Raw genomic sequence first — 20967 nt, 5'->3', positions numbered from 1 at the left:
GGTCAGTCGCTGTTGAGAACGGCGGTGCAGGCGCCTGGCAGGTCGGCCATCGTCAATTCGCCGCGCGGGGTCGGTGCCGGTGCGTTCGGATCCGGCGGCGGCGGGTTGAGGATGTTGTTCACCCAGGTGCGGGCATCGTCGCAGCCATCGCCGGGCGGAGGAGGCGTCTGCGCCTCGCACTGGCGGTCACCGGGCGCGCAATTCAGGCGCACGTGGAAATGGTAGTGATGGCCCCACCAAGGCCGGATCTTGCGCAGCCAACTGCGATCGCCGGTGGCCCATTCACACATATCGACCTTGGCACCGGGAAAGATGAAGATGCGCGCGACCCTCGGGTCGGAGGCGGCGGCGCGCAACAATTCGCGGTGCTGTTCTGTCCAGTTGTCGTTGGTGTAGGCCCCTGCAGCGCGGCGGGTCGAGATCGAGGAGAGATCCTCGCGTTCCTGCGCCGTCAGATCAAGCCGCTGGGGCGGGAGCATCCAGATATCGATGTCGAGACCGGATTGATGGCTGGCATGGCCGGTCAGCATCGGGCCGCCACGCGGCTGGCTCATGTCGCCCACGTAGAGACCTGCCCAACCCGGCAGCGTCGCGGCGAACCGTGACAGGTCCTGCACATAGTCGATCGTCTGGGGCTGCGCCCAGTTGCGGTTGCGGCTCAGGCGCATGGCCTGCCATGTGGGTCCGGTTTCGGCCAGCTGCTCTGCACCGGCCTGACAGCCGCGGGCATAGCCGCCGATCGCTGCGGGCGACTGGCTCGAAGCGGTGGGGATGTAACCGAACAGCTGTTTGGCCACGCGGTTGTCGCCGGCATTCTGCGACGAAACGGAGGCCTGGGTGACGGAAGCTCCGCTATCGGTCTGGCACGCGGCGAGCAGGAGGGCCGCACAGATCGGTGCGACGAGGCGGGCGAGGGGGCGGATCATACGGTGCGGTCTCCGTCCTTGTTAACAAACATTAAGAGGATCAGGCCCATTACGAATAGCACGATCACCGGTGATATGCCCAGTCTCGGACTTTGGGTGATATAGGTCATTGTCCCGATCATGGCCGGGGCTATGAAGGCTGTGGCCTTGCCCGACAGGGCAAAAAGGCCGAACGCCTCGGTCGGTCTGTCGGGATGGGTGTGGCGCACCATCATGGACCGCGACGCGGTATAGAGGCCGCCGCCCGCGCCGCCGATGATCGCACCGCAGATGTAGAAGACGATGTCGGGCAGGTTCGATCCTTCCGCAAGCGGCACGCCGTAGAACTGCTCTCGTGACATTGCGACGATGGTTGTGCAGACAAGGATCAGGATCAAGATACAGAAGATGATCACCGGACGGGGACCGAATTTCGCATCGAACCGGCCCGCCACATAGGTAAAGATCGCCGCGGTGATCGCGCCCACGATACCGAAGACAGCGATCATCGTCAGCGACCAGTCAAGCACCAGAACCGCATAGACCCCGCCAAAGCCGTACAGCGCATTCAGCGCATCGCGGTAGAACATCGATGACAGCAGGAAGCCTTTCAGGCTGTCCCGACCGGCGATGGATTTGAGCGAATTCCAGAAATCGACCATCGCCAGACGGAAGCCGCCGGTCTTGACCACCGGGCGCACTTCGCGGACCCACATGAAATAGGGGATCATGAAGATGATGTACCAGATCGCGATGATGGGGCCGACAATCCGGGTGCCCTCACGCAGTTCCGGATCGAGGCCAAGGGCCGGGGCCGCGCCCAGAAGGGTCGTGCCGCTGTCGGCATTCGCCTCGAAGAAGAACAGAAGCATGATGGCCAGACCAGAGACGCCGCCCCAATATCCCAGCGCGGCGCCCGCGCCGCTGATCCGGCCCACATCCTCTTCGGTGCCCAGCCCGGGTAATTGGGCATTCGTGAAGATCAGGGCGAATTCCGCGGCGACGAAGGCGATGGAAAACGCGATCAGGCCGAACCAGAGCGCCGATCCGTCAGGCACCATCAGCCACAGCGACGCTGTCGCCACGATATAGACGGCCGAGAACGCCACGATCCACGGCATCCGCCGCCCGGTGCTGTCGGCATAGGCGCCGAGAACCGGGCCGACAAAGGCGATGAACAGGCCCGCCATCGTCTGGCCCAGCGACCAGATCGATTGCGCCTGTGCATCTGCGGCCTCGGCCGTCATGCCCTGCGTGGCGAAAAGCTCGGTCGCGACCGAGGCGAAATACGGCCCGAAGATGAATGTCAGCCCCAGCGTATAGAAGGGCTGCGTGGCCCAGTCGAACGCCATCCATCCCCAGATCCGCTTCTTTGCCGATACGGTCATTACCTGTCCCTTGTTCCGGGTCGAGATAGAGACCCGATTCTGAGGTCGTGGCAAGGTGACAATGGTTCGGCGTCAAAGTCAGGCCGCGTCGGCTTTCCTGCTCTGGTCCGTTGAAAGGCACGCCGGGGGCCAGGGTCGTGTGGCATCGGCCGCGATCCAGTTGTCGACCCAGTCGGGCAGGTCCGGCGATGGTTGCGTCCGCCCGAGGGCGTTCTGGACACGCGGTGTCGGCACGATCCCGTTCGCATCTGTCACCACCGCGCGCACAAGCGCCTGCATGGCGCAGGTCTCGCCGATCCAGATCGACTGATCGAGATACATGAACCGGTCATCCCAGCCGACACATCGGCTGCACACCGTGAACCGCGCGAAGGGGCGGATGCGCTTGCGGAACCTGACCGAGATACCCGCAAGTGTCAGGGCCCAGCCTTCGCGGCGCAACACTCCCAGCAGGCCTGTCCGCTGCGCAAGCCCGGTGCGGCCGAGGTCGAGGATCGTCAGGATCCGTCCGTTGTTCATCTCTAGAAAGATGTCGATATCCTGCGGCCAGCAGCGATGCCGCGACAGGTGCTCCCCGTCGAGCGGCAGGGGCGCGGCCCGCCTGTTTCGCAGGTATTCGAGGGCCAGTCGGACAATCGGGTACATCGGCGGTCGTTTCATCACCATGGAGCAGTCGCTGCCAAAGCTGCCACGGGTCGCCACAGGGTCAATGGTGACCTCGCGGCAGGGGATTGCCCTTTGCGGCCTGTGCCCCTACCTCCTGTGTTCAGCAATAAGGCGGCCCGGCCCGCAAAGATGGAAAGGCGAAAGATGCAATCGTTGTACGAGATCCTGATGCTCATCCTGGGCGTCGCCCGTTTCTTCATCTTCGCCCATTTCATCATGAGCTGGCTGATCAGTTTCCAGGTCCTGAACGTCAGGCAGCCTCTGGTGGCCCAGATCTGGTATGGCCTCAATCGTCTGCTCGAGCCGATCTATGCCCCGATCCGGCGGATCCTGCCCAACATGGGCGGGCTCGACCTGTCGCCGATCGTGGCGCTGTTGGGCGTTTATGCGCTGGAAATCATCCTGCGGAACAATATCGCGCTTTTCGTCTGACCTGATCTGATCCGGGCCCGCCCGGATCGCCTTGCAGGGTTGCAGCCCATGTGAGACGTTATGGCCAATCAAGATCGAGGCCATTCAGAGCAGGCTGCCCAGATGAACGCCGTCCCGCTGTTGCGAGATGTCTTTGGATTCGACAGTTTCCGCCCCGGTCAGGCGGAAATCGTGGATGCCGTGGCCGAAGGCCGCGACACGTTGGCCATCATGCCGACGGGCGGCGGAAAATCGCTGTGTTTCCAGCTGCCCGCCCTGATGCGGGGCGGTGTCACGCTGGTCGTCTCGCCACTGATCGCGCTGATGCGCGACCAGGTGCGGGGCTTGCGCGAGGCCGGGGTCGAGGCCCATGCGATGACCTCCGGCAACACGGAAGAAGAGACCGAGGCCGTCTGGTCTGCGCTGTCGCGCGGCGAGGTCAAGCTTCTTTATATGGCGCCGGAGCGGTTGGCTTCGGGCGGCACCCAGCGCATGCTGCGCGAGGCGGGCGTCGGGCTCATCGCGGTGGACGAGGCCCATTGCGTCAGCCAGTGGGGGCATGATTTCCGGCCCGATTACCTCAGGATCGGCGAATTGCGCGCCGCGCTCGACGTGCCTCTTGCGGCCTTTACCGCAACAGCGGATGCCGAAACCCGCGACGAGATCGTGGAACGGCTTTTCGGCGGGCGGAAACCGACGATCTTCCTTCGCGGATTCGACCGCCCCAACATCCATCTGGCCTTTGCGGTGAAGGACAGCCCCCGCAAGCAGATCCTCGGCTTTGCCGGGGCGCGGAAGGGCCAGTCGGGCATCGTCTATTGCGGCACAAGGGCGCGAACGGAAACGCTGGCGCAGGCGCTGCGCGAGGCGGGTCATTCCGCCTGCCATTATCACGGCGGGATGGAGGCCGAAGCCCGCCGCGAGACCGAACGCCGGTTCCAGCAGGAAGACGGGCTGATCGTGGCCGCGACAGTGGCTTTCGGGATGGGCATCGACAAGCCCGATATCCGCTGGGTGGCCCATGCCGACCTGCCCAAATCGATCGAAGCCTATTATCAGGAGATCGGCCGGGCCGGCCGCGATGGTGCGCCTGCCGAAACTCTGACGCTCTTCGGCCCTGACGATATCCGCTTTCGCCGCACCCAGATCGACGAGGGTCTCGCCCCGCCCGAACGCCGGGCGGCGGATCATGGCCGTCTGAATGCACTTCTGGGTCTGGCCGAGGCACTGGGCTGTCGGCGTCAGGCGCTTTTGTCCTATTTCGGCGAAGAGGCCGCACCTTGCGGCCATTGCGATCTGTGCGACACCCCGCCCGAGACGTTCGACGCCACGACCCCCGTGCGCATGGCCTTGTCCGCCGCTCTGCGGACCGAGGAATGGTTCGGCGCGGGGCATCTGATCGATATTCTTCTGGGCGCAGATACCGAAAAGATCCGCGCCCGCGGGCACGAAAGCCTGCCCACCTATGGCGTGGGCCGTGACTATGACAAACGCCAGTGGCAGGCGATCTTCCGGCAGATGATGGGTCATGACCTGTTCCGCCCGGATCCCGAACGGCACGGCGCGCTCAGGATGACCGAGAAGGCCCGTCCCATCCTGCGCGGCGAGGACACGATCACCCTGCGCAAGGACACGATCCGGGCCGCGCGGGGCGAAGGCCCCAAGGTCCGCACGCTGGTCAGCGAAGAGGATGCGCCGCTTCTGTCCGCGCTCAAGGCCAAACGCCGGGCGCTGGCCGAACAGGCGGGCGTTCCCGCCTATATCATCTTCAACGATCGCACGCTGATCGAGATGGCCGAGACGCGGCCCCGGTCGCTTGACGATATGGCCGGGATCGGCGGCGTGGGGGCGAAGAAGCTCGAACGCTATGGCAATGCCTTTCTCGCTGTGATCGCGGGCGAGGCCGAGGCGATGCATCCCAGTCGCCGCAGGCTTGCGGGCCGGACGGAAGGCGCGCTCTATGACAGGCTTCTGGCCGCGCAGGCCGAGCTGGCCCGTGGCGACGACGGCACCGGCAAACCGATGCAATGCCCCGCCGGGGTGCTGGCGCGCGTGTCGCGGCAAAAGCCGCGCGACATGGCCGAACTGGAACGCCTGATCGGCGAGCGCCACGCCGAACGTTTCGGCGAAGCGTTCCTGAGCATCCTCGAAGACGGATAGGTCACGGCCCGGGCTGGCAATCGGCGGGGCGCGTGATACATCGTCAGATCACTCAGGACCGATCCGCAGGAGGCGCCCCCGTGCTGACCGTCATTTCTCCGGCCAAATCTCTCGACATGACGCCGGTTTCCGTCGAAGCGACCGACCCGATCTGGCAGGAAGATGCCCTGCGTCTGGCCAAGACCGCGCGCAACCTGCCGCTCAAGGGCCTCAAGGACCTGATGGATATATCGGACGATCTGGCCCGGCTGAACCGCGACCGGTTTCGCGACTTTGCGGAGGCGCCCGAACCCGAGGCGACGCGCCCGGCGGCTTTCGTTTTTGCGGGCGATACCTATCAGGGGCTTGAGGCCCGGACGCTCGATCCCGACGATCTGGCATGGGCTCAGGATCACCTGCGTATCCTGTCGGGTCTCTACGGGCTCTTGCGGCCGCTGGACGCGATCCAGCCCTACCGGCTGGAGATGGAGAGCCGCCTCAAGACGCGGCGCGGCAAGTCGCTGTATGAGTATTGGGGCGATCAGATCGCCAAGGCGCTGAACGCCCAAGCCGACGAACTCGGCGCGGACACGCTCGTCAATTGCGCGAGCGAGGAATATTTCCGCGCCGCCGATCGCAAGGCACTCAAGCTGCGGGTCGTGACCCCCGTCTTCATGGAGCTGAAGGACGACAAGCCCCGCATCGTGAGCTTTTTCGCCAAGCGGGCGCGCGGCGCGATGGCGCGCTACGTCACCGAGAATCGCCTGACCGACCCCGATGATATCCGGGGCTTTGCCACCGGCGGTTATGCCTTCGATCCCGATCTGAGCGAGGGCGACAAGGTCGTGTTCGTGCGGGATTATCCGCAAACCTGACCCGAAAGTCGGGAAAACCCGAAGTATTGTTGCCCGCCTGCTCTGTTGCCTGAGACGGGCGCGGCATGCGATGATGTTCCCCCGGGATATCCATGAGGGGATCGGATCATGCGCCTTGTCATCGCCCTTTGGGTCGCGCTTGTTTGGCCAGTTGTCGCCTTCGCGCAGGACCCGGTTCCAGATGCCCGGTCGGTGATCTCGCGGGATGTGGATTTTCCGGGCGGCGACCTGGCGGCGATCTTCGACACGACGCTCGATGCCTGCGAGGCGGCGTGCCTTGCCAACAGCCAATGCACGGCATTCACCTTCAACCAACGCTCGGATAGCTGTTTTCCGAAGGTCGATGCCGGGGTCGTTGCACCCTACGAGGGTGCGGTGTCGGCGCGGATCCTCAGAACGCCCGAGATCGTGCGCCAGAGGGCCGCGACCCGCGCGGCCGAGCTGGGCTTTCTGCCGTCAGCTGCCATCGCGGAGGCACGGGATCTTGCCGCTCGGATCGGCCGGCTGCATTCGGTCGATGAATTCGGCGCCCGCGACCTGCTCGATGCCGCCGCGCAGGCGCGCAATGCTGGAAACCTTCTCTCGGCCCTGCGCCTGACGGGGGCCGCCACCGCGCTCACCGACGAGCCGTCGCATTGGCTGGAATACGGGCGGCTGGCCCGCACCGTCAGTGGCGAGACGTCGCAGGAAACGAACCGCATCCGCCGCAGCGCGGTGCCGGCAATGCTCAACGCCTATCTCAGGGCCGAATCGCCCGGCATCCGCGCCACGATCCTGAACGAGCTGGCCCTTGCGCTGGAGGATCGCGACGAGGGGCGGCTGTCGATCCCGGTCCTGCGCCTGTCGATGGACCTTGCCCCGCGCCGCGATACCGAGGCCGCGCTTGACCGCGCCATCGGGCTCTACGGGTTCCGCGTCGCCGATACCGAGGTCGAGAGCGACAGCGCGACCCCGCGCATCTGCGCGTTGTTCTCGGAGCCGCTGGTGCAGGCCGGGGTCGATTACACCCCCTATGTCCAGCTGCCCGACCCGAGGCTGGCGGTGTCGGTCGACGGGGCAAAGCTGTGCGTTGACGGCGTGGCCCACGGCGAACGCTACCGCGTCGTGCTGCGCGAGGGCCTTCCGGCGGAAAGCGGCGAAGCGCTGGCCCGCGCGGTCGAACTGACCCTCTATGTCCGCGACCGCAGCCCGTCCGTCAGGTTCACGTCGCGCTCCTATGTTCTGCCGCGGATGGGCGAGATCGCGATCCCGGTGGAAACCGTGAACCTCGACACGGTTGATCTGAGCCTCTCGCGGGTGAGCGAACGCAACATCCTGCGCGCCATCCAGGAGGACCTTTTCGCAAGCCCGCTCTATGCCTGGCAGGAGGAATTCTTCGAGGACCGGATCGGCACCCCGTTCTGGGCGGGCACGGCCTCCGTCGGCGGAGAGTTGAACCGCGACACGCTCAGCCGTCTGCCCCTGACCGAGGCGCTGGAGGGGCAGCCCCCCGGTGTCTATGTGCTGCAGGCCTCGGTGCCCGGCGCCGATCCCTATGATCAGCCGCCCGGCACGCAATGGTTCGTGCTGTCGGATATGGGCATCACGACGATGCAGGGCGTGGATGGCCTGACGGTCGTCGTCCGGTCGCTTGGCGATGCCAGCGCGGTCGAGGGCGCGACGGTTTCGCTGTTGTCGCGGGCGAATGCCGTGCTGGGCGAGGCCGTAACCGATGCGCAGGGTGTGGCCAGCTTCGCCCCCGGCCTCGCGCGCGGCACCGGGGCAGAGGCGCCGGGCCTTGTGACCGTGCGCAATGGCGAGACGGACCTCGGGTTCCTGTCCTTGACCGATCCGGCCTATGACCTGTCGGACCGCGGGGTCGAGGGCCGCGAACCCGCGCCGCCCATCGACGTGTTCCTGACGACCGACCGGGGCGCTTACCGCGCCGGCGAAACGATCTGGACCACGGCGCTGATGCGCGATCAGCAGGCGGCAGGTCTGGCCGGCGTCCCGCTGACCGCGGTTCTGACGCGGCCCGATGGCGTGGAATACAGCCGGATGACCTCGGTCAACGATCTGTCGGGCGGCCATGTCTTTGCGCTGCCCGTCGCGGGCTCTGCCCCGCGCGGCACCTGGCGGATCGAGGTGCTGGCCGACACCGACGCCGAGCCACTGGCCGCAACGCAGGTTCTGGTCGAGGATTTCCTGCCAGAGCGCATCGATTTCGAGATGGTGACAGCGCCGGCTTTCCGGCTGGGCGAACCGGCCGAGGTCGCGGTGCAGGCCAATTACCTCTTTGGTCCGCCCGCGCCGGGCCTGCCGATCGAGGGCAATGTGCTTGTCCTGCCGCGCCGGGCCCATGACGACTGGCCGGGATATATCTTTGGTCGCTACGATGCGGCGATCGACGCGCGTTCCAACGGGTTCGGCTTCGACAACGAGACCGGGCAAGATGGTGCGGCCACCATCGGCTTCGATCTGCCCGACTTCCCCGAGGATATCAGCCAGCCGATGCTGGCCCGGATCACGATGCAGGTCGCCGAAGGCTCGGGCCGCCCGGTGGAACGGCGGGTCGATGTGCCGGTCCTGCCCGATCTGCCGATGATCGCCATTCGCCCCGGTTTCGACGGCGTGGTCCCCGAGGGCGGCGAGGCACGGTTCAGCGTGATCGGATTGTCCCCGGCGGTGGAGCCTCTGCCGATGGAGGTGACCTGGACGGTCAATCGCGTCCGGCGCACATACCAATGGTATCAGCTCTTCGGCGACTGGAGCTGGGAGCCCACCGAGACGCGCAGCCGCGTGGCGACAGGCACGCTGACACTCGATGGCGGGCCGGCCGAGATTGCCGTTCCCGTGGATTGGGGCCGCTACGAGATCGTGGTCGAGAGGACCAATGGCGCCTATGTCTCGGCCTCGACCGATTTCTATGCCGGCTGGTATGCGCCGGCCGACGCGGGCGCGACCCCGGATTTCCTTGACGTCTCCCTCGATGCCGAGAGCTATGAGATCGGCGATACGGCGACTTTCCGGATGGTGCCGCGCTATGCCGGCACGGCCCTTGTCACGGTGATGACCAACCGCCTCGTGGCGATGGAGGTGGTCGAACTGTCCGAGGGCGAAAACAGCATCACCCTGCCGGTCACCGAGGAATGGGGCGCGGGCGCCTATGTCAGTGCCAGTGTCCTGCGGCCGATGGATGTGGATCAGGGCCGGAACCCGGCCCGCGCGCTGGGTCTTGCCTATGCGGGCGTCGCGCCGGGCGACCGCCTGCTGGACGTCTCGCTTGACTGGAACGGCGATTTGGCGCCGCGCGGGCCGCTCGATGTGGGTGTAACGGTCGCGGGGATCGCCCCCGGCGAACGCGCGCATGTCACGCTGGCGGCGGTGGATGTCGGTATCCTCAACCTCACCGGCTTCGACGCGCCCGACCCCGAGGGCCATTACTTCGGCCAGCGCAAGCTTGGTGTTGAGTTGCGCGATGTCTATGGACGGCTGATCGACGGGATGAACGGCGCCGCGGGGATCGTCCGGTCCGGCGGTGACAGTCAGGCAGGGATGGATCGTCAGGCCCCGCCGCCCACCGAGGAACTGGTGGCGTTCTTCTCCGGCCCTGTCACCGTCGATGCATCGGGCCGGGCCGAGATCGGGTTCGAGCTACCGGCCTTCAACGGCACGGTGCGTCTGATGGCCGTGGCCTGGTCGCCCACCGGCGTCGGTCAGGCCTCGGAGGATGTGATCGTGCGTGATCCGGTCGTCGTGACGGCCAGCGTGCCCCGGTTCCTCGCACCCGGTGACCGGTCGCGCCTCCTGCTCGAGGTGGTTCATGCGGACGGGCCAGCTGGGCAAATGGAACTGAGCATCACAAGCGATGGCCTGACGGTCGATGCCGCTGCCACGCCAGGCACTTTCCAGCTGGGCGAGGGCGAACGCCGCGATTTCGAAATCGGGCTTTCGGCCACCGCCGTCGGCCAGCACGAGATCACGGTGACGCTCACGACGCCCGACGGGGCGGTCCTGACAAAGGACCTGTCAATCCCGGTGATGCGCAACGATCCCGAGGTCAGCCGCGTGTCGCGCCTGACGCTCGATCCCGGGGCGACCTTCACCTTCGATGATCAGGTCTTCGCAGGGTTCAGCCCCGGCACCGGATCGGCGGCCCTGTCGATCGGACCCTTGGCGCGGTTCGATGCGCCCGGCCTTCTGACGACGCTTGACCGCTATCCCTATGGCTGCACCGAGCAGCTGACGTCCCGGGCGATGCCGCTTCTGTATTTCGATGAGGTGGCCTCGGCTCTCGGCCTTGTGGAGGAACGGCAGGTTGCGCAGCGGATCAACGAGGCGATCCTCGAAATCCTCGGCAACCAGGATGCCAACGGGGCCTTCGGCCTCTGGGGGCCGTATTCGGGCGATCTGTGGCTGGATGCCTATGTCACCGATTTTCTGAGCCGCGCACGGGGCCGCGATTTCGACGTGCCCGAAATCGCCTGGACCACGGCGATGGACAATCTGCGCAACCGCGTGAACTACGCCCCCGATTTCGAAAGCGGGGGGCAGGATATCGCCTATGCGCTGATGGTGCTGGCGCGAGAGGGTGCGGCCTCGGTCGGGGATCTGCGCTATTACGTCGATGAAAAGGCCGATGCCTTTACCACCCCGCTGGCCTCGGCCCAGCTTGGGATGGCGCTGGCCTATTATGGCGATCAGCTTCGTGCCGATATCATGTTCCGTCAGGCGATGGCCCGGATCGCGCGCCTGCCGCCCGAGCCCGAAGGCTCGGTCTGGCGCTCCGATTACGGCACCCAGCGGCGCGATGTGGCCGCGGTTCTGGCGCTCGCCGTCGAGGCCGGGACGGATGCGGTCGATCCCGCGCTTCTGACCGGCCGGCTGGCCCGGGCCGGCGAACGTGTCTCGACGCAGGAGGCTGTCTGGACGCTTCTGGCCGCCGATGCGTTGATCGACGATCTGCAGACCAGCGGGATCACCATCGACGGCGCGCTGCCTGACGGCCCGCTTGTCCGTCTGCGCGAGGATCGCGTGGAGGCTGCACCGGTTGCCATCCGCAACACCGGAACCGCGCCCACGGATCTGACGGTCACCAGCTTTGGCGTGCCCGAGGATCCGCTGCCTGCCGGCGGAAACGGCTACGCGATCGAGAGGGCCTATTTCTCGATGGAGGGCGCGCCCGTGACCGCCGCAGAGGTCGAGGTCGGCACCCGGCTTGTAACCGTCCTGACGGTGACGCCGTTCGGGCGGCAGGACGCGAGGCTGATGGTGGATGACCCTCTGCCCGCGGGGTTCGAGATCGACAATCCGAACCTGCTGCGTGGCGGTGATATCCGGGGCCTCGACTGGCTGGACCCGGTCCGGGGCGAGGCGGCGGAATTCCGGCAGGACAGGTTCCTCGCCGCCGTCAACTACCGTTCGGATGCGCCATTCCGTCTGGCCTATATCGTGCGCGCCGTGTCGCCCGGTGAGTTCCATCACCCCGCCGCCAGTGTCGAGGATATGTATCGGCCCCAGATGCGCGCCCGGACCGATACGGGCCGGCTGGTCATCACTGACTAGGACATGGGCCTCTTGCGCAGATCCCCGAGGCCCGGCCGCTGGTTTCTGGCCCTTGCGCTGATGCTGTGGGCCGGCGGCGCGGCCCGTGACGGGTTCGACCGGTTCATCGACGCGACCGTGATCCCGCCGCTTGCCATCGATCGCTCTGTCGAGGTGCTCGACCGCAATGGGGACCTCCTGCGTGCCTATACGGTTGCGGACGGGCGCTGGAGGCTCGCGGTGGGGCTCGATGCCGTTGATCGGGGCTATGTCGATATGCTCGTGCGCTATGAGGATAAACGGTTCTGGACCCATCCGGGCATCGACCTCCGGGCCATTGGTCGGGCCGCGGCGCAGGGGCTGCGCTATGGGCGGCTGGTCTCGGGCGGCTCGACGCTGACGATGCAGGTGGCCCGGCTGATCGAGAATTCCGGAACCGGAAGCTGGCAGGGCAAACTGCGCCAGATGCGTGTGGCCCTTGCGCTGGAACGGCGGCTTGGCAAGGAGGAGATCCTGACGCTCTACCTCAACCATGCGCCGTTCGGCGGCAATCTCGAAGGGGTGCGGGCGGCAAGCTATGCGTGGTTCGGCAAACCGCCCCGAAGGCTGACGCCGGCCGAGGCGGCACTTCTGGTGGCGATCCCGCAATCGCCCAACACGCGCAGGCCCGACCGTGATCCGGACACCGCCCATGCCGCCCGCGACCGGGTGCTTGAACGGATGCGCGGGGCAGGGCTTCTTGATCCCGAAACGGTCGCGGCCGCGCTGACCGAGCCGTCACCGCGCGTCCGGCGCGATTTCCCGATCCTCGCGCCGCATCTGTCGGACAGGGCCCGGATCACCGATCCGCTGGCCGATGTGCACGCCCTGACCCTCGCGCGGGACATGCAGACCCGGATGGAGGATCTGGCCGCGCAGGCAGTGGAACATCGCGGCGACAAGTTGCAGATCGCCCTGATGGTCGCCGATCACCGCACGGGCGAGATCCTCGCCTCGGTGGGCTCTTCGGCTTATACCGCCGATGCGCGCGAGGGCTTCGTCGATATGACACAGGCGCTTCGCTCCCCGGGATCGACGCTCAAGCCGCTGATCTACGGGCTGGCCTTCGACCGGGGGCTCGTGCATCCCGAAACGCTGATCGCGGACCGGCCGGTCGATTTCGACGGCTACCGCCCGCAGAATTTCGACGGGCTGTGGCGGGGCGAATTGCCGGTGCGCGATGCGTTGCGCCTGTCGCTCAATGTGCCGGTTGTGAGCCTGACCCATGCGCTGGGCCCCGATCACCTGATTGCGGGGCTGCGCAGGGCCGGGGTCGAACCGGTGCTTCCGGGCGGTCGGCCCGGTCTGGCGATTTCGCTGGGCGGGATGGGCCTGCGGCTGGAGGATCTGGTGGCGCTTTTCGGCAGCATCGCCAACGGAGGCGAGCGGATCGATCTGCGCTGGCATCCGCAGCCTTCGGCCGGTTTCCGGCCCGAGCGTGTCATGGGAAGCGCGCCCGCGTGGCAGGTGGCCGATATCCTGCGCGAGACACCCCGCCCGCCCGGCGTCGCGGATCGCGAGATCGCCTTCAAGACGGGCACGTCCTACGGGCATCGGGACACCTGGGCCATAGGGTTCGACGGGCGCCACGTGGTCGGCGTCTGGATGGGCCGGGCCGACGGGACCCCGGTGCCGGGTGTCTTTGGCGGCGCGCTCGCGGCCCCTGTCCTGTTTTCGGCCTTCGAGAGGATCGGCGAGGTCGAACCGCTGCCGCCGCCACCGCCGCAGACCCTCTTGCTGGGTCACGGCGGCCTGCCGCAGCCGCTGCGCAGGTTCGCGCCTCCGGGCGGCGGCGGGTTCGAGGCCGGGCCCGAGATCGCCTTTCCGCCCGATGGCGCCGTGGTCGAGGGCACGGCGCTGACGGCCCGGGTTCAGGGGGGCGTCGCGCCCTTTACATGGCTGGCCAACGGTGCGCCGGTCGCCACCAGCCGCACCCGACACACCGTGCTTGACGGGTTGGGGCCGGGGTTTTCCGACCTCACGGTGATCGATGCCGAAGGCCGGTCGGCAGCGGTATCGTTCCGTCTGGACTAGAGCCGTTCGATCGCCAGCGCGATGCCCTGACCTCCGCCGATGCACATGGTGATCAGGGCGCGCTGTCCGCCGATCCGGTCCAGTTCATACATCGCCTTGATCGTGATGATCGCCCCCGTCGCGCCGACCGGATGGCCCAAGGCGATGGCCCCGCCGTTGGGGTTCACCTTCTCCGGATCGAGGCCGAGGCCGCGATTTACGGCGATGGCCTGCGCGGCAAAGGCTTCGTTCGATTCGATCACGTCGAAATCCCCGACTGACAGGCCCGTTCGTTTCAAGAGCGCCTCGACCGCTGGGATCGGGCCGATCCCCATCACCTCGGGTCGCACGCCCGCATGGGCATAGCCCAGCACGCGGAACCGCGGCGTCAGCCCCGCGGCTTCGGCCGCGCCGGCCCGGGCGAGGACGAGGGCCGCCGCCCCGTCATTGATGCCGCTCGCATTGCCCGCCGTGACCGAGCCGTCCTTGCGGAAGGCCGGACGCAGGCCCGCCAGGGCCTCTGGGGTCGTGGACTTGGGGTGCTCGTCAGTGACGAAGTCGACGGTGTCCCGGCGGACCCGCACTTGGACAGGGACGATCTGTTCGGCAAAGCGCCCCTCGGTGATCGCCCGCGCGGCCCGGGCCTGGCTCTCGAGGGCGAAGGCATCCTGATCGGCGCGGCTGACGCCATTTTCGCTGGCCACGTTTTCGGCCGTCACGCCCATGTGCCCGGTTCCAAAGGGGCAGTTCAGCGCGCCCAGCATCATGTCGAGGCTCCGGACATCGCCCATCTTCGCGCCCCAGCGCGCATCGGGAAGGATGAAGGGCGACCGGCTCATCGCCTCGGCTCCGCCGGCAAGTGCGAAATCCGCATCTCCCAGCGCCAGCGATTGCACCATCGACACGATCGCCTGCGCGCCCGACCCGCACAGCCGGTTCACGTTCATCGCGGGCACGCTGTCGGGGATGCCGGCCTCCATCGCGGCGATCCGGCTGAGATACATGTCGCGGGGCTCGGTGTTGATGATGTGGCCGAAGGCCACATGGCCGATCCGGTCGGGTGCGACGTCGGATCGCTCCATCGCCGCGCGGGCGACGATCGCGCCAAGCGTCGATGGCGGTGTTCCCGCAAGTGCTCCGCCGAAGGTGCCGATGGCCGTGCGTGCGCCGCCAAGGATGACGATGTCGTCGTTCATGATGTCCTCCCGAATTGTCGTTGCGCGGACTTTGCCCGCCCGCACCCTTGATGTCAGCCGTGACGTGTCGTCCGGTTCTGGTCGCTTGACAAGACCGCGCCGATATCGCCCAACTTCCGTTATGACGGAGGCCGCCGACGATATCCTGAAACGTTTGCCCACCCGCCTGCGAGAGGCGCGGCAGGCGCAGGGGCTGTCGCTGGATGCGGTGGCCAAGCTCTCGGGCGTCTCGCGCAGCATGGTCAGCCAGATCGAGCGCGGGGATTCGTCGCCCACCGTGGCCACGCTGTGGAACCTGACCCGGGCGCTGGGTGTCGATTTCGCGGGCCTTCTGGATGCCGGGACCGCGTCTCGCGGGATCGAGGTTGTCCGGGCCGGGCAGGTGCCGTCGATCACCGGGATCGGTCACGGCTGCCGCATTCGCATCCTTTCGGCGCCGGAACAGGTCGGCGCGCACGAGGTCTATGACATCACGCTTGCAGCCGGTGGCGCGCTCGAGAGCGATCCGCACGGGCCCGGCGCCTCCGAACAGCTCAGCGTGCTGGAGGGCTCTGTCCTGATCCGGTCGGGCGAGGCCGAAGAGCGGCTGGGCCCGGGCGATACCGCCCGCTATGCCGCCGATCTGCCCCATGCGATCCGGGCCGATGGCGGCGCGGCGCGGGTCTTTCTGATCGTGGTCACGCCCTAGGTCACGAGCCGGCCTCGTGTCCGTTAAGTTGACATTTTGTCCTAAATATTGGATAATTGTTCTCAGGAGGCATTATGACCCAAGCATTTCACAATGACATCGTCGACCGCCTGACCGAGATCCGGGAGGCTGGGTTGTGGAAGACCGAGACGGAACTCACCTCGCCGCAGGCAAGTCATGTCATGACGGGCGAGGGGCGCGACCTGATCAACCTGTGCGCCAACAATTACCTCGGTCTGGCCGATCATCCGGCCCTGATCGCCGCGGCCTCCGAGGCGATGGACACCCATGGCTGGGGCATGGCGTCCGTCCGGTTCATCTGCGGCACGCAAGACCTGCACCGACAGCTGGAACAGCGGCTTGCGGCCTTTCTGGGGCAGGATGACGCGATCCTGTTCGCCGCCTGCTTCGACGCGAACGGCGCGGTGTTCGAGCCGCTTCTGGGACCCGAGGATGCCGTGATCTCTGACGCGCTGAACCACGCGTCGATCATCGATGGCATCCGGCTGTGCAAGGCACGCCGCTATCGCTTCGCGAACTCGGACATAAACGAACTTGAGGCCCGGCTGAGGGAAGCACGGGACGGCGGGGCCCGGCATGTGATGATCGCCACGGACGGCGTCTTTTCCATGGATGGCTACCTCGCCAAACTGCCCGAGATCCGGGCGCTGGCCGATCGCTATGACGCGCTTGTCATGGTGGATGATTGCCATGCGACTGGCTTCATGGGGCCAAAGGGGGCGGGGACGCCCGCGCATTTCGGCCTGCGTGCCGATATCCTGACCGGCACGCTGGGCAAGGCGCTGGGCGGCGGGATCGGCGGCTATGTCGCGGCGTCGCAGCCGGTGGTCGATCTGCTGCGCCAGCGGGCGAGGCCCTACCTGTTTTCCAACAGCCTGCCGCCTGCGGTGGCCGCGGCTTCGCTTGCCGCTCTCGACCTTGTCGAGGCGGGCGACGATCTGCGCGCCAAGTTGTTCGAGAACACCGCCTATTGGCGCGCGGGGCTCGAGGCGCGGGGCTTTGACTGCCTGCCCGGAGAGCATCCTATCGTCCCCGTCATGACCTATGACGCGCGCCGTGCCCAGGAACTGGCCGCCCGGCTTCTGGACCTCGGGGTTCTAGTCAAGGGCTTTGTCTATCCCGTCGTGCCCGAAGGCCGCGCCCGGATACGAACCCAGATGAACGCCGCCCTGAGCCGCGCCGATCTGGATGCCGCGCTCGACGCCTTCGAACGCGCGAAGGCGGCCTCATCATGAGCGGGGCCGACACCGATGCGATACTCGATAGCTATCGCAGCCATGCGGCCGATCTGGGTCAGCGGTTTCGGGAGGTGGATGCCGACGAATTTCTTGCGCCAGTGATGGCGCATATCCCCGAGGGGCCGCTGCGCATCCTCGACCTGGGCGCCGGCAGCGGACGCGATGCGGCGTGGTTCGCAGCGCGTGGTCACAGCGTGGTCGCCGTCGAGCCGGTGGTCGAGCTTTCCGCACAGGCCGCGTCCCTTGCCACCGGTGACCGGATCGAATGGATCACCGATGCGCTGCCCGATCTGGCGTCACTGGACGGCCGGGACGGGGAGTTCGATCTCTTGTGGCTGTGCGCCGTCTGGCACCATCTCGACCCCGCGATGCGGGTCCGGACGCTGGAGCGTGCGGCGGCACTTGTGAAACCGGGGGGCCGACTGATCGTCTCGCTGCGACGTTCCGCAGACGTCGACGGGCGGCTGACCTTCGAGGCCGAGCCGGAGCCCGCGATCGCACAGGCTCGCGCCGCGGGTTTTGTCCTTGTCGATCAGCAATCGGCCTCCTCCGCGCAGACCCACAACAAGATGGCGGAGATCAGCTGGTGCTGGCTCGTCTTCGATTTTCCGGGGGACCTCGCATGAGCAACATGATGGCAGCGCTGGAAAAATCCCGCCCCGAGCCGGGCTTGTGGCGGGTCGAGGCGCCGGTGCCCGAGATCGGGCCCGATGACGTACTGATCCGGATCAACAAGACCGGTATCTGCGGCACCGATATTCACATCTGGAACTGGGACGATTGGGCCGCCCATACCGTGCCCGTGCCGATGATCACCGGACATGAATTCGCGGGCGAGATCGTGGAGCTTGGCCGCCATGTGACCGGCCTGACGATCGGGCAGCGCTGTTCGGGCGAGGGTCATCTGATCGGCCACGAAAGCCGCCAGTCGCGCGCAGGCAAGTTTCACCTCGATCCGGGCACCCGCGGCATCGGGGTCAACGAACAGGGGGCCTTCGCGGAATACCTGCGGCTTCCGGCCTTCAACGTCGTGCCCTTGCCCGACGCCATCGACGACGAGATCGGCGCGATCCTCGATCCGTTGGGCAATGCGGTTCACACCGCGCTGAGCTTTGATCTGATCGGCGAGGATGTCCTGATTACGGGGGCGGGGCCCATCGGCATAATGGCCGCCGCCGTCGCCCGCCACGTGGGCGCGCGCCATGTGGTGATCACCGATATCAATCCCGATCGTCTGGCCCTTGCCACCCGCGTGGCGAATTGCGTGCCGGTCAACGTGGCCGAGGAGCAGCTTGAAGACGTGATCGCGCGGCTCGGCATGAAACAGGGCTTTGACGTCGGGCTCGAGATGTCGGGCAATCAGGCCGCGCTCGACCAGATGGTCGAGGCGCTGGTCATGGGCGGGCGCATCGCGCTTCTGGGTATTCCGCCCGGAAAGTCTCCTGTCGACTGGTTGCGGATCGTCTTCAAGGCGATTACGATCAAGGGCGTCTATGGCCGCGAGATATTCGAGACATGGTACAAGATGATCGCGATGCTGGAGAACGGCCTCGACGTGCGGCCAGTCATTACCCACCGCTTCCCGGTGTCGGATTTTCGCGAGGGCTTCGAGGCGATGCTGTCGGGGCGGTCCGGCAAGGTCGTGCTCGACTGGACCGGATCATCCGATTGAAACCCGGATGCGCCGCAGGAAAAGCGCCATGAATATCGGCGGCAGAAGACCGAGCACCGCGTAGGTCGCGACCTCTTCGAGCGCGATCGGCAGCCCGTAGAACGGCCCCAGAAGCGTTCCGCCAAGAACCGACAATCCGATGCTCGCGGATTTCATCAAGAGGGGAACGGCCAGCAGATCACCAAGCTGCCGACCCTGCCAGAGCGACAGGGCACAGACTGCAAGCGCGGGCAGCACGATCGAGAAATCCAGAACGAAGATCGTGCTTGCGAGGGGCACCTCCCGGCGTGCCATCGCCGGAAGCATGATCGACAGCCACAGCATGAGAAAGAGCGCGGTCAGAAGGATCAGGAGGATCGCTGTCGCGCGCCGTGGTGGCGCGGGCCATGACGCGGTGACGCGTATCCCTGACCGGGTGGCAAAAAGACCAAGTGTCCAGATCGAGAGCGCGAAGATCGCGATGTAGCCGAGGTAGAGCGGATTGTAGAGCGCCTCGAAGGAATAGAGCGCATATCCATAGGCGAGATAGGCCATCGCACCTGCCCAGATCAGCCACCAGGCCGCGTTTCGCGCCTTGTCGGCGACCGTAAAGGCAACAAGGCCCGCGCAGATCAGCGTCCCGATGTCCTGCGACAGGCTCCCCGGCATCAGCGGATCGGGCGTCAATGGCCGGTAGATGCCGGGATCGGCAAGCGAGTATCCGGCAACGAGGGCGGCAAGTGCGGCGGTGGCCAGGCTCAGGTTGCGGATCAGCGGCAGGGTCGTGGATTCGGTCATTGGGCCGGGCTCAGGTTCTTGAACTCATCCCACTACTGGCATGACGCCGTCCGACCGGACATGATGCAGGTCAACGCGGCCGCCTGTCGGCCCTGAAAATGCCCGGAGGAGACTGGACGTGGCTCATGCTTCGATACTGGATGTCATTGGCGACACGCCGTCGGTCTGGCTTGACCGGTTCACCGCCGCGCGCGGGCTGGAGGGGCGGATACTGGCCAAGCTCGACTACCTCAATCCCGGCTTCTCGAAAAAGGACCGCGCCGCCCTTGGCGTGATCAACGAGGCCCGCGCCTCGGGTGCGCTTGTGCCCGGTCAGACGGTGGTCGAGCTGACATCGGGCAATATGGGCACCGGCCTTGCCATCGTTTGCGCTCAGCTGGGCCATCCCTTCGTCGCCGTCATGTCGCGGGGCAATTCGGTCGAGCGGGCGCGGATGATGGCCGCGTTGGGGGCCGAGGTCGTGCTCGTCGATCAGGCGCCCGGGTCACGCGTGGGCGAAGTCTCGGGTGCCGATCTCGATCTGGTGGAGGCGACGGCCAGACGGATCACCCGGGCCCGGGATGCGTTTCGGGCCGATCAGTTCGAACGGCAGGGCAATCCGGCGGCACATGAGACAGGGACGGGGCCAGAACTTTGGGCCGACAGTGGCGGCACCCTGACGGCTTTCGCGGATTTCGTGGGCTCGGGCGGCACCTATGCGGGCACCATCGCGGCGCTGGGCCGGCTGGGCGATGTGCGCGGCTACGTCGTGGAGCCCGAAGGTGCTGCCGCTGCCTCCGGCGCACCGGTCACGGCGCCGGGCCATCCGATACAGGGCGGCGGCTATGCGCGGGCCGATCTGACATTCCTCGACGGCGCGCGGATCGATGGCTTCGTCACCGTGACGGGCGACGAGGCCCGCGACACTGCCCGCGCGCTGGCCCGGGAAGAGGGTATCTTCGGCGGCTTTTCCGGAGGCGCGAACGTGGCGGCAGCGGCTGCCCTGCTGGCCGGGCCGGAGCGGGGCGGTGTCGTGGGGGTGGTGATCTGCGACAGCGGCCTGAAGTATCTCTCGACCGACCTCTGGCTATGAGCGCCCGGCACGCGACGCCTTGACGCCACGGGCAAAGGCCGCTCTTGATCGGGCATGCCGTGGCTCATGATCCTGCAAGGCGTCGTCTTCGTGCTTTGGGCGGCGCAGATGTTCGTCGCGATGTTCCGCCTGCGCAAACGCGCGGCGCGCGACTTGGGCGTGACCTTCCCCGGCCCGTTCTCGACGCTGCGATATTGGGGGATCTGGCTGAAAGACCCCGACACCCGGCCCGAAAGGCGCAGGCTTCTGGTTCTGACGCTTGTCCTTTTCGGGTCGATCTTCCTGCAGATGTGGATGATCGCCGCCGCGGCATGACGCCCCTTTCCCCCCTGCCAGAATGGGTT

The 20967-nt window shown here is 66.6% G+C and carries 16 protein-coding genes; 11 read left to right on the top strand and 5 right to left on the bottom strand.

What is annotated here, in order from left to right:
- Window positions 1–2: 2 nt before the first annotated feature.
- The 3 genes from mepA to EP376_RS06780 all read right to left on the bottom strand — a co-directional run bounded on the left by mepA (window position 3) and on the right by EP376_RS06780 (window position 2938).
- Complete coding sequence (gene mepA / locus EP376_RS06790; protein ID WP_127654819.1) at window positions 3–926, bottom strand: penicillin-insensitive murein endopeptidase; 924 nt, start codon at window positions 924–926, stop codon at window positions 3–5.
- Window positions 923–2293, bottom strand: a complete 1371-nt coding sequence (locus tag EP376_RS06785) for an MFS transporter (protein ID WP_127654818.1) — start codon at window positions 2291–2293, stop codon at window positions 923–925. The genes mepA and EP376_RS06785 overlap by 4 nt, the downstream gene beginning before the upstream one ends.
- Before the next feature lie 78 nt (window positions 2294–2371).
- Window positions 2372–2938, bottom strand: coding sequence for an acyl-CoA thioesterase (locus EP376_RS06780; RefSeq protein ID WP_127654817.1), 567 nt, complete (start codon window positions 2936–2938; stop codon window positions 2372–2374).
- A 165-nt stretch (window positions 2939–3103) separates the two neighbouring features.
- Here EP376_RS06780 and EP376_RS06775 point away from each other — a divergent pair, with 165 nt between their 5' ends.
- The 5 genes from EP376_RS06775 to pbpC all read left to right on the top strand — a co-directional run bounded on the left by EP376_RS06775 (window position 3104) and on the right by pbpC (window position 13980).
- Window positions 3104–3391, top strand: a complete 288-nt coding sequence (locus tag EP376_RS06775) for a YggT family protein (protein ID WP_127654816.1) — start codon at window positions 3104–3106, stop codon at window positions 3389–3391.
- Between the two features lie 102 nt (window positions 3392–3493).
- A complete protein-coding gene (recQ, locus tag EP376_RS06770; protein WP_127654815.1) occupies window positions 3494–5530 on the top strand; it encodes a DNA helicase RecQ in 2037 nt (678 codons plus the stop codon).
- A gap of 80 nt (window positions 5531–5610) precedes the next feature.
- On the top strand, window positions 5611–6384 hold the full coding sequence (gene yaaA, locus EP376_RS06765; RefSeq protein WP_127654814.1) for a peroxide stress protein YaaA: 774 nt from the start codon (window positions 5611–5613) through the stop codon (window positions 6382–6384).
- A 108-nt stretch (window positions 6385–6492) separates the two neighbouring features.
- Window positions 6493–11928 (top strand): alpha-2-macroglobulin family protein, encoded by a 5436-nt coding sequence (locus EP376_RS06760; RefSeq protein ID WP_127654813.1) that lies wholly within the window; start codon window positions 6493–6495, stop codon window positions 11926–11928.
- 60 nt (window positions 11929–11988) lie between these two features.
- Window positions 11989–13980 (top strand): penicillin-binding protein 1C, encoded by a 1992-nt coding sequence (gene pbpC / locus EP376_RS06755; RefSeq protein WP_238928726.1) that lies wholly within the window; start codon window positions 11989–11991, stop codon window positions 13978–13980.
- On the opposite strand, the gene EP376_RS06750 is transcribed toward pbpC, so the two are convergent.
- The gene (locus tag EP376_RS06750) at window positions 13977–15155 is read right to left on the bottom strand and encodes an acetyl-CoA C-acyltransferase family protein (RefSeq protein ID WP_127654811.1); all 1179 of its coding nucleotides are present in this window, start codon (window positions 15153–15155) and stop codon (window positions 13977–13979) included. The two genes, pbpC and EP376_RS06750, sit on opposite strands and share 4 nt — an antisense overlap.
- 121 nt (window positions 15156–15276) lie before the next feature.
- Here EP376_RS06750 and EP376_RS06745 point away from each other — a divergent pair, with 121 nt between their 5' ends.
- The 4 genes from EP376_RS06745 to tdh all read left to right on the top strand — a co-directional run bounded on the left by EP376_RS06745 (window position 15277) and on the right by tdh (window position 18774).
- Window positions 15277–15843, top strand: a complete 567-nt coding sequence (locus tag EP376_RS06745; protein WP_127654810.1) for a helix-turn-helix domain-containing protein — start codon at window positions 15277–15279, stop codon at window positions 15841–15843.
- Window positions 15844–15917: 74 nt separating this feature from the next.
- Window positions 15918–17099 (top strand): glycine C-acetyltransferase, encoded by a 1182-nt coding sequence (locus tag EP376_RS06740; RefSeq protein WP_127654809.1) that lies wholly within the window; start codon window positions 15918–15920, stop codon window positions 17097–17099.
- A complete protein-coding gene (locus EP376_RS06735) occupies window positions 17096–17728 on the top strand; it encodes a class I SAM-dependent methyltransferase (protein ID WP_127654808.1) in 633 nt (210 codons plus the stop codon). Before EP376_RS06740 ends, EP376_RS06735 begins: the two co-directional genes overlap by 4 nt.
- Window positions 17725–18774 (top strand): L-threonine 3-dehydrogenase, encoded by a 1050-nt coding sequence (gene tdh, locus EP376_RS06730; protein WP_127654807.1) that lies wholly within the window; start codon window positions 17725–17727, stop codon window positions 18772–18774. Before EP376_RS06735 ends, tdh begins: the two co-directional genes overlap by 4 nt.
- Here tdh and EP376_RS06725 read toward each other — a convergent pair.
- Window positions 18763–19551: a hypothetical protein gene (locus tag EP376_RS06725; protein WP_127654806.1), complete on the bottom strand. Its 789-nt coding sequence runs from the start codon at window positions 19549–19551 to the stop codon at window positions 18763–18765. The genes tdh and EP376_RS06725 overlap by 12 nt on opposite strands.
- A gap of 118 nt (window positions 19552–19669) precedes the next feature.
- On the opposite strand from EP376_RS06725, the gene EP376_RS06720 reads away from it, so the two are divergent.
- Together EP376_RS06720 and EP376_RS06715 are read left to right on the top strand one after the other, a co-directional pair.
- On the top strand, window positions 19670–20623 hold the full coding sequence (locus EP376_RS06720) for a PLP-dependent cysteine synthase family protein (protein WP_127654805.1): 954 nt from the start codon (window positions 19670–19672) through the stop codon (window positions 20621–20623).
- Window positions 20624–20677: 54 nt separating this feature from the next.
- The gene (locus EP376_RS06715; RefSeq protein WP_127654804.1) at window positions 20678–20938 is read left to right on the top strand and encodes a hypothetical protein; all 261 of its coding nucleotides are present in this window, start codon (window positions 20678–20680) and stop codon (window positions 20936–20938) included.
- Window positions 20939–20967: the final 29 nt, after the last annotated feature.

It is taken from the genome of Alexandriicola marinus, assembly GCF_004000435.1.
Classification (GTDB): domain Bacteria; phylum Pseudomonadota; class Alphaproteobacteria; order Rhodobacterales; family Rhodobacteraceae; genus Alexandriicola; species Alexandriicola marinus.
Note: the sequence above shows the minus strand (reverse complement) of the source record. Positions and strands in the feature narration are given on the sequence as shown.

Bases quoted from the DNA above. Each gene is read 5' to 3' on its own strand.
- mepA (WP_127654819.1), bottom strand. From the start codon at position 926: ATGATCCGCCCCCTCGCCCGCCTCGTCGCACCGATCTGTGCGGCCCTC.
- EP376_RS06785 (WP_127654818.1), bottom strand. From the start codon at position 2,293: ATGACCGTATCGGCAAAGAAGCGGATCTGGGGATGGATGGCGTTCGAC.
- EP376_RS06780 (WP_127654817.1), bottom strand. From the start codon at position 2,938: ATGTACCCGATTGTCCGACTGGCCCTCGAATACCTGCGAAACAGGCGG.
- EP376_RS06775 (WP_127654816.1), top strand. From the start codon at position 3,104: ATGCAATCGTTGTACGAGATCCTGATGCTCATCCTGGGCGTCGCCCGT.
- recQ (WP_127654815.1), top strand. From the start codon at position 3,494: ATGAACGCCGTCCCGCTGTTGCGAGATGTCTTTGGATTCGACAGTTTC.
- EP376_RS06760 (WP_127654813.1), top strand. From the start codon at position 6,493: ATGCGCCTTGTCATCGCCCTTTGGGTCGCGCTTGTTTGGCCAGTTGTC.
- pbpC (WP_238928726.1), top strand. From the start codon at position 11,989: ATGCTGTGGGCCGGCGGCGCGGCCCGTGACGGGTTCGACCGGTTCATC.
- EP376_RS06750 (WP_127654811.1), bottom strand. From the start codon at position 15,155: ATGAACGACGACATCGTCATCCTTGGCGGCGCACGCACGGCCATCGGC.
- EP376_RS06745 (WP_127654810.1), top strand. From the start codon at position 15,277: ATGACGGAGGCCGCCGACGATATCCTGAAACGTTTGCCCACCCGCCTG.
- EP376_RS06740 (WP_127654809.1), top strand. From the start codon at position 15,918: ATGACCCAAGCATTTCACAATGACATCGTCGACCGCCTGACCGAGATC.
- EP376_RS06735 (WP_127654808.1), top strand. From the start codon at position 17,096: ATGAGCGGGGCCGACACCGATGCGATACTCGATAGCTATCGCAGCCAT.
- tdh (WP_127654807.1), top strand. From the start codon at position 17,725: ATGAGCAACATGATGGCAGCGCTGGAAAAATCCCGCCCCGAGCCGGGC.
- EP376_RS06725 (WP_127654806.1), bottom strand. From the start codon at position 19,551: ATGACCGAATCCACGACCCTGCCGCTGATCCGCAACCTGAGCCTGGCC.
- EP376_RS06715 (WP_127654804.1), top strand. From the start codon at position 20,678: ATGCCGTGGCTCATGATCCTGCAAGGCGTCGTCTTCGTGCTTTGGGCG.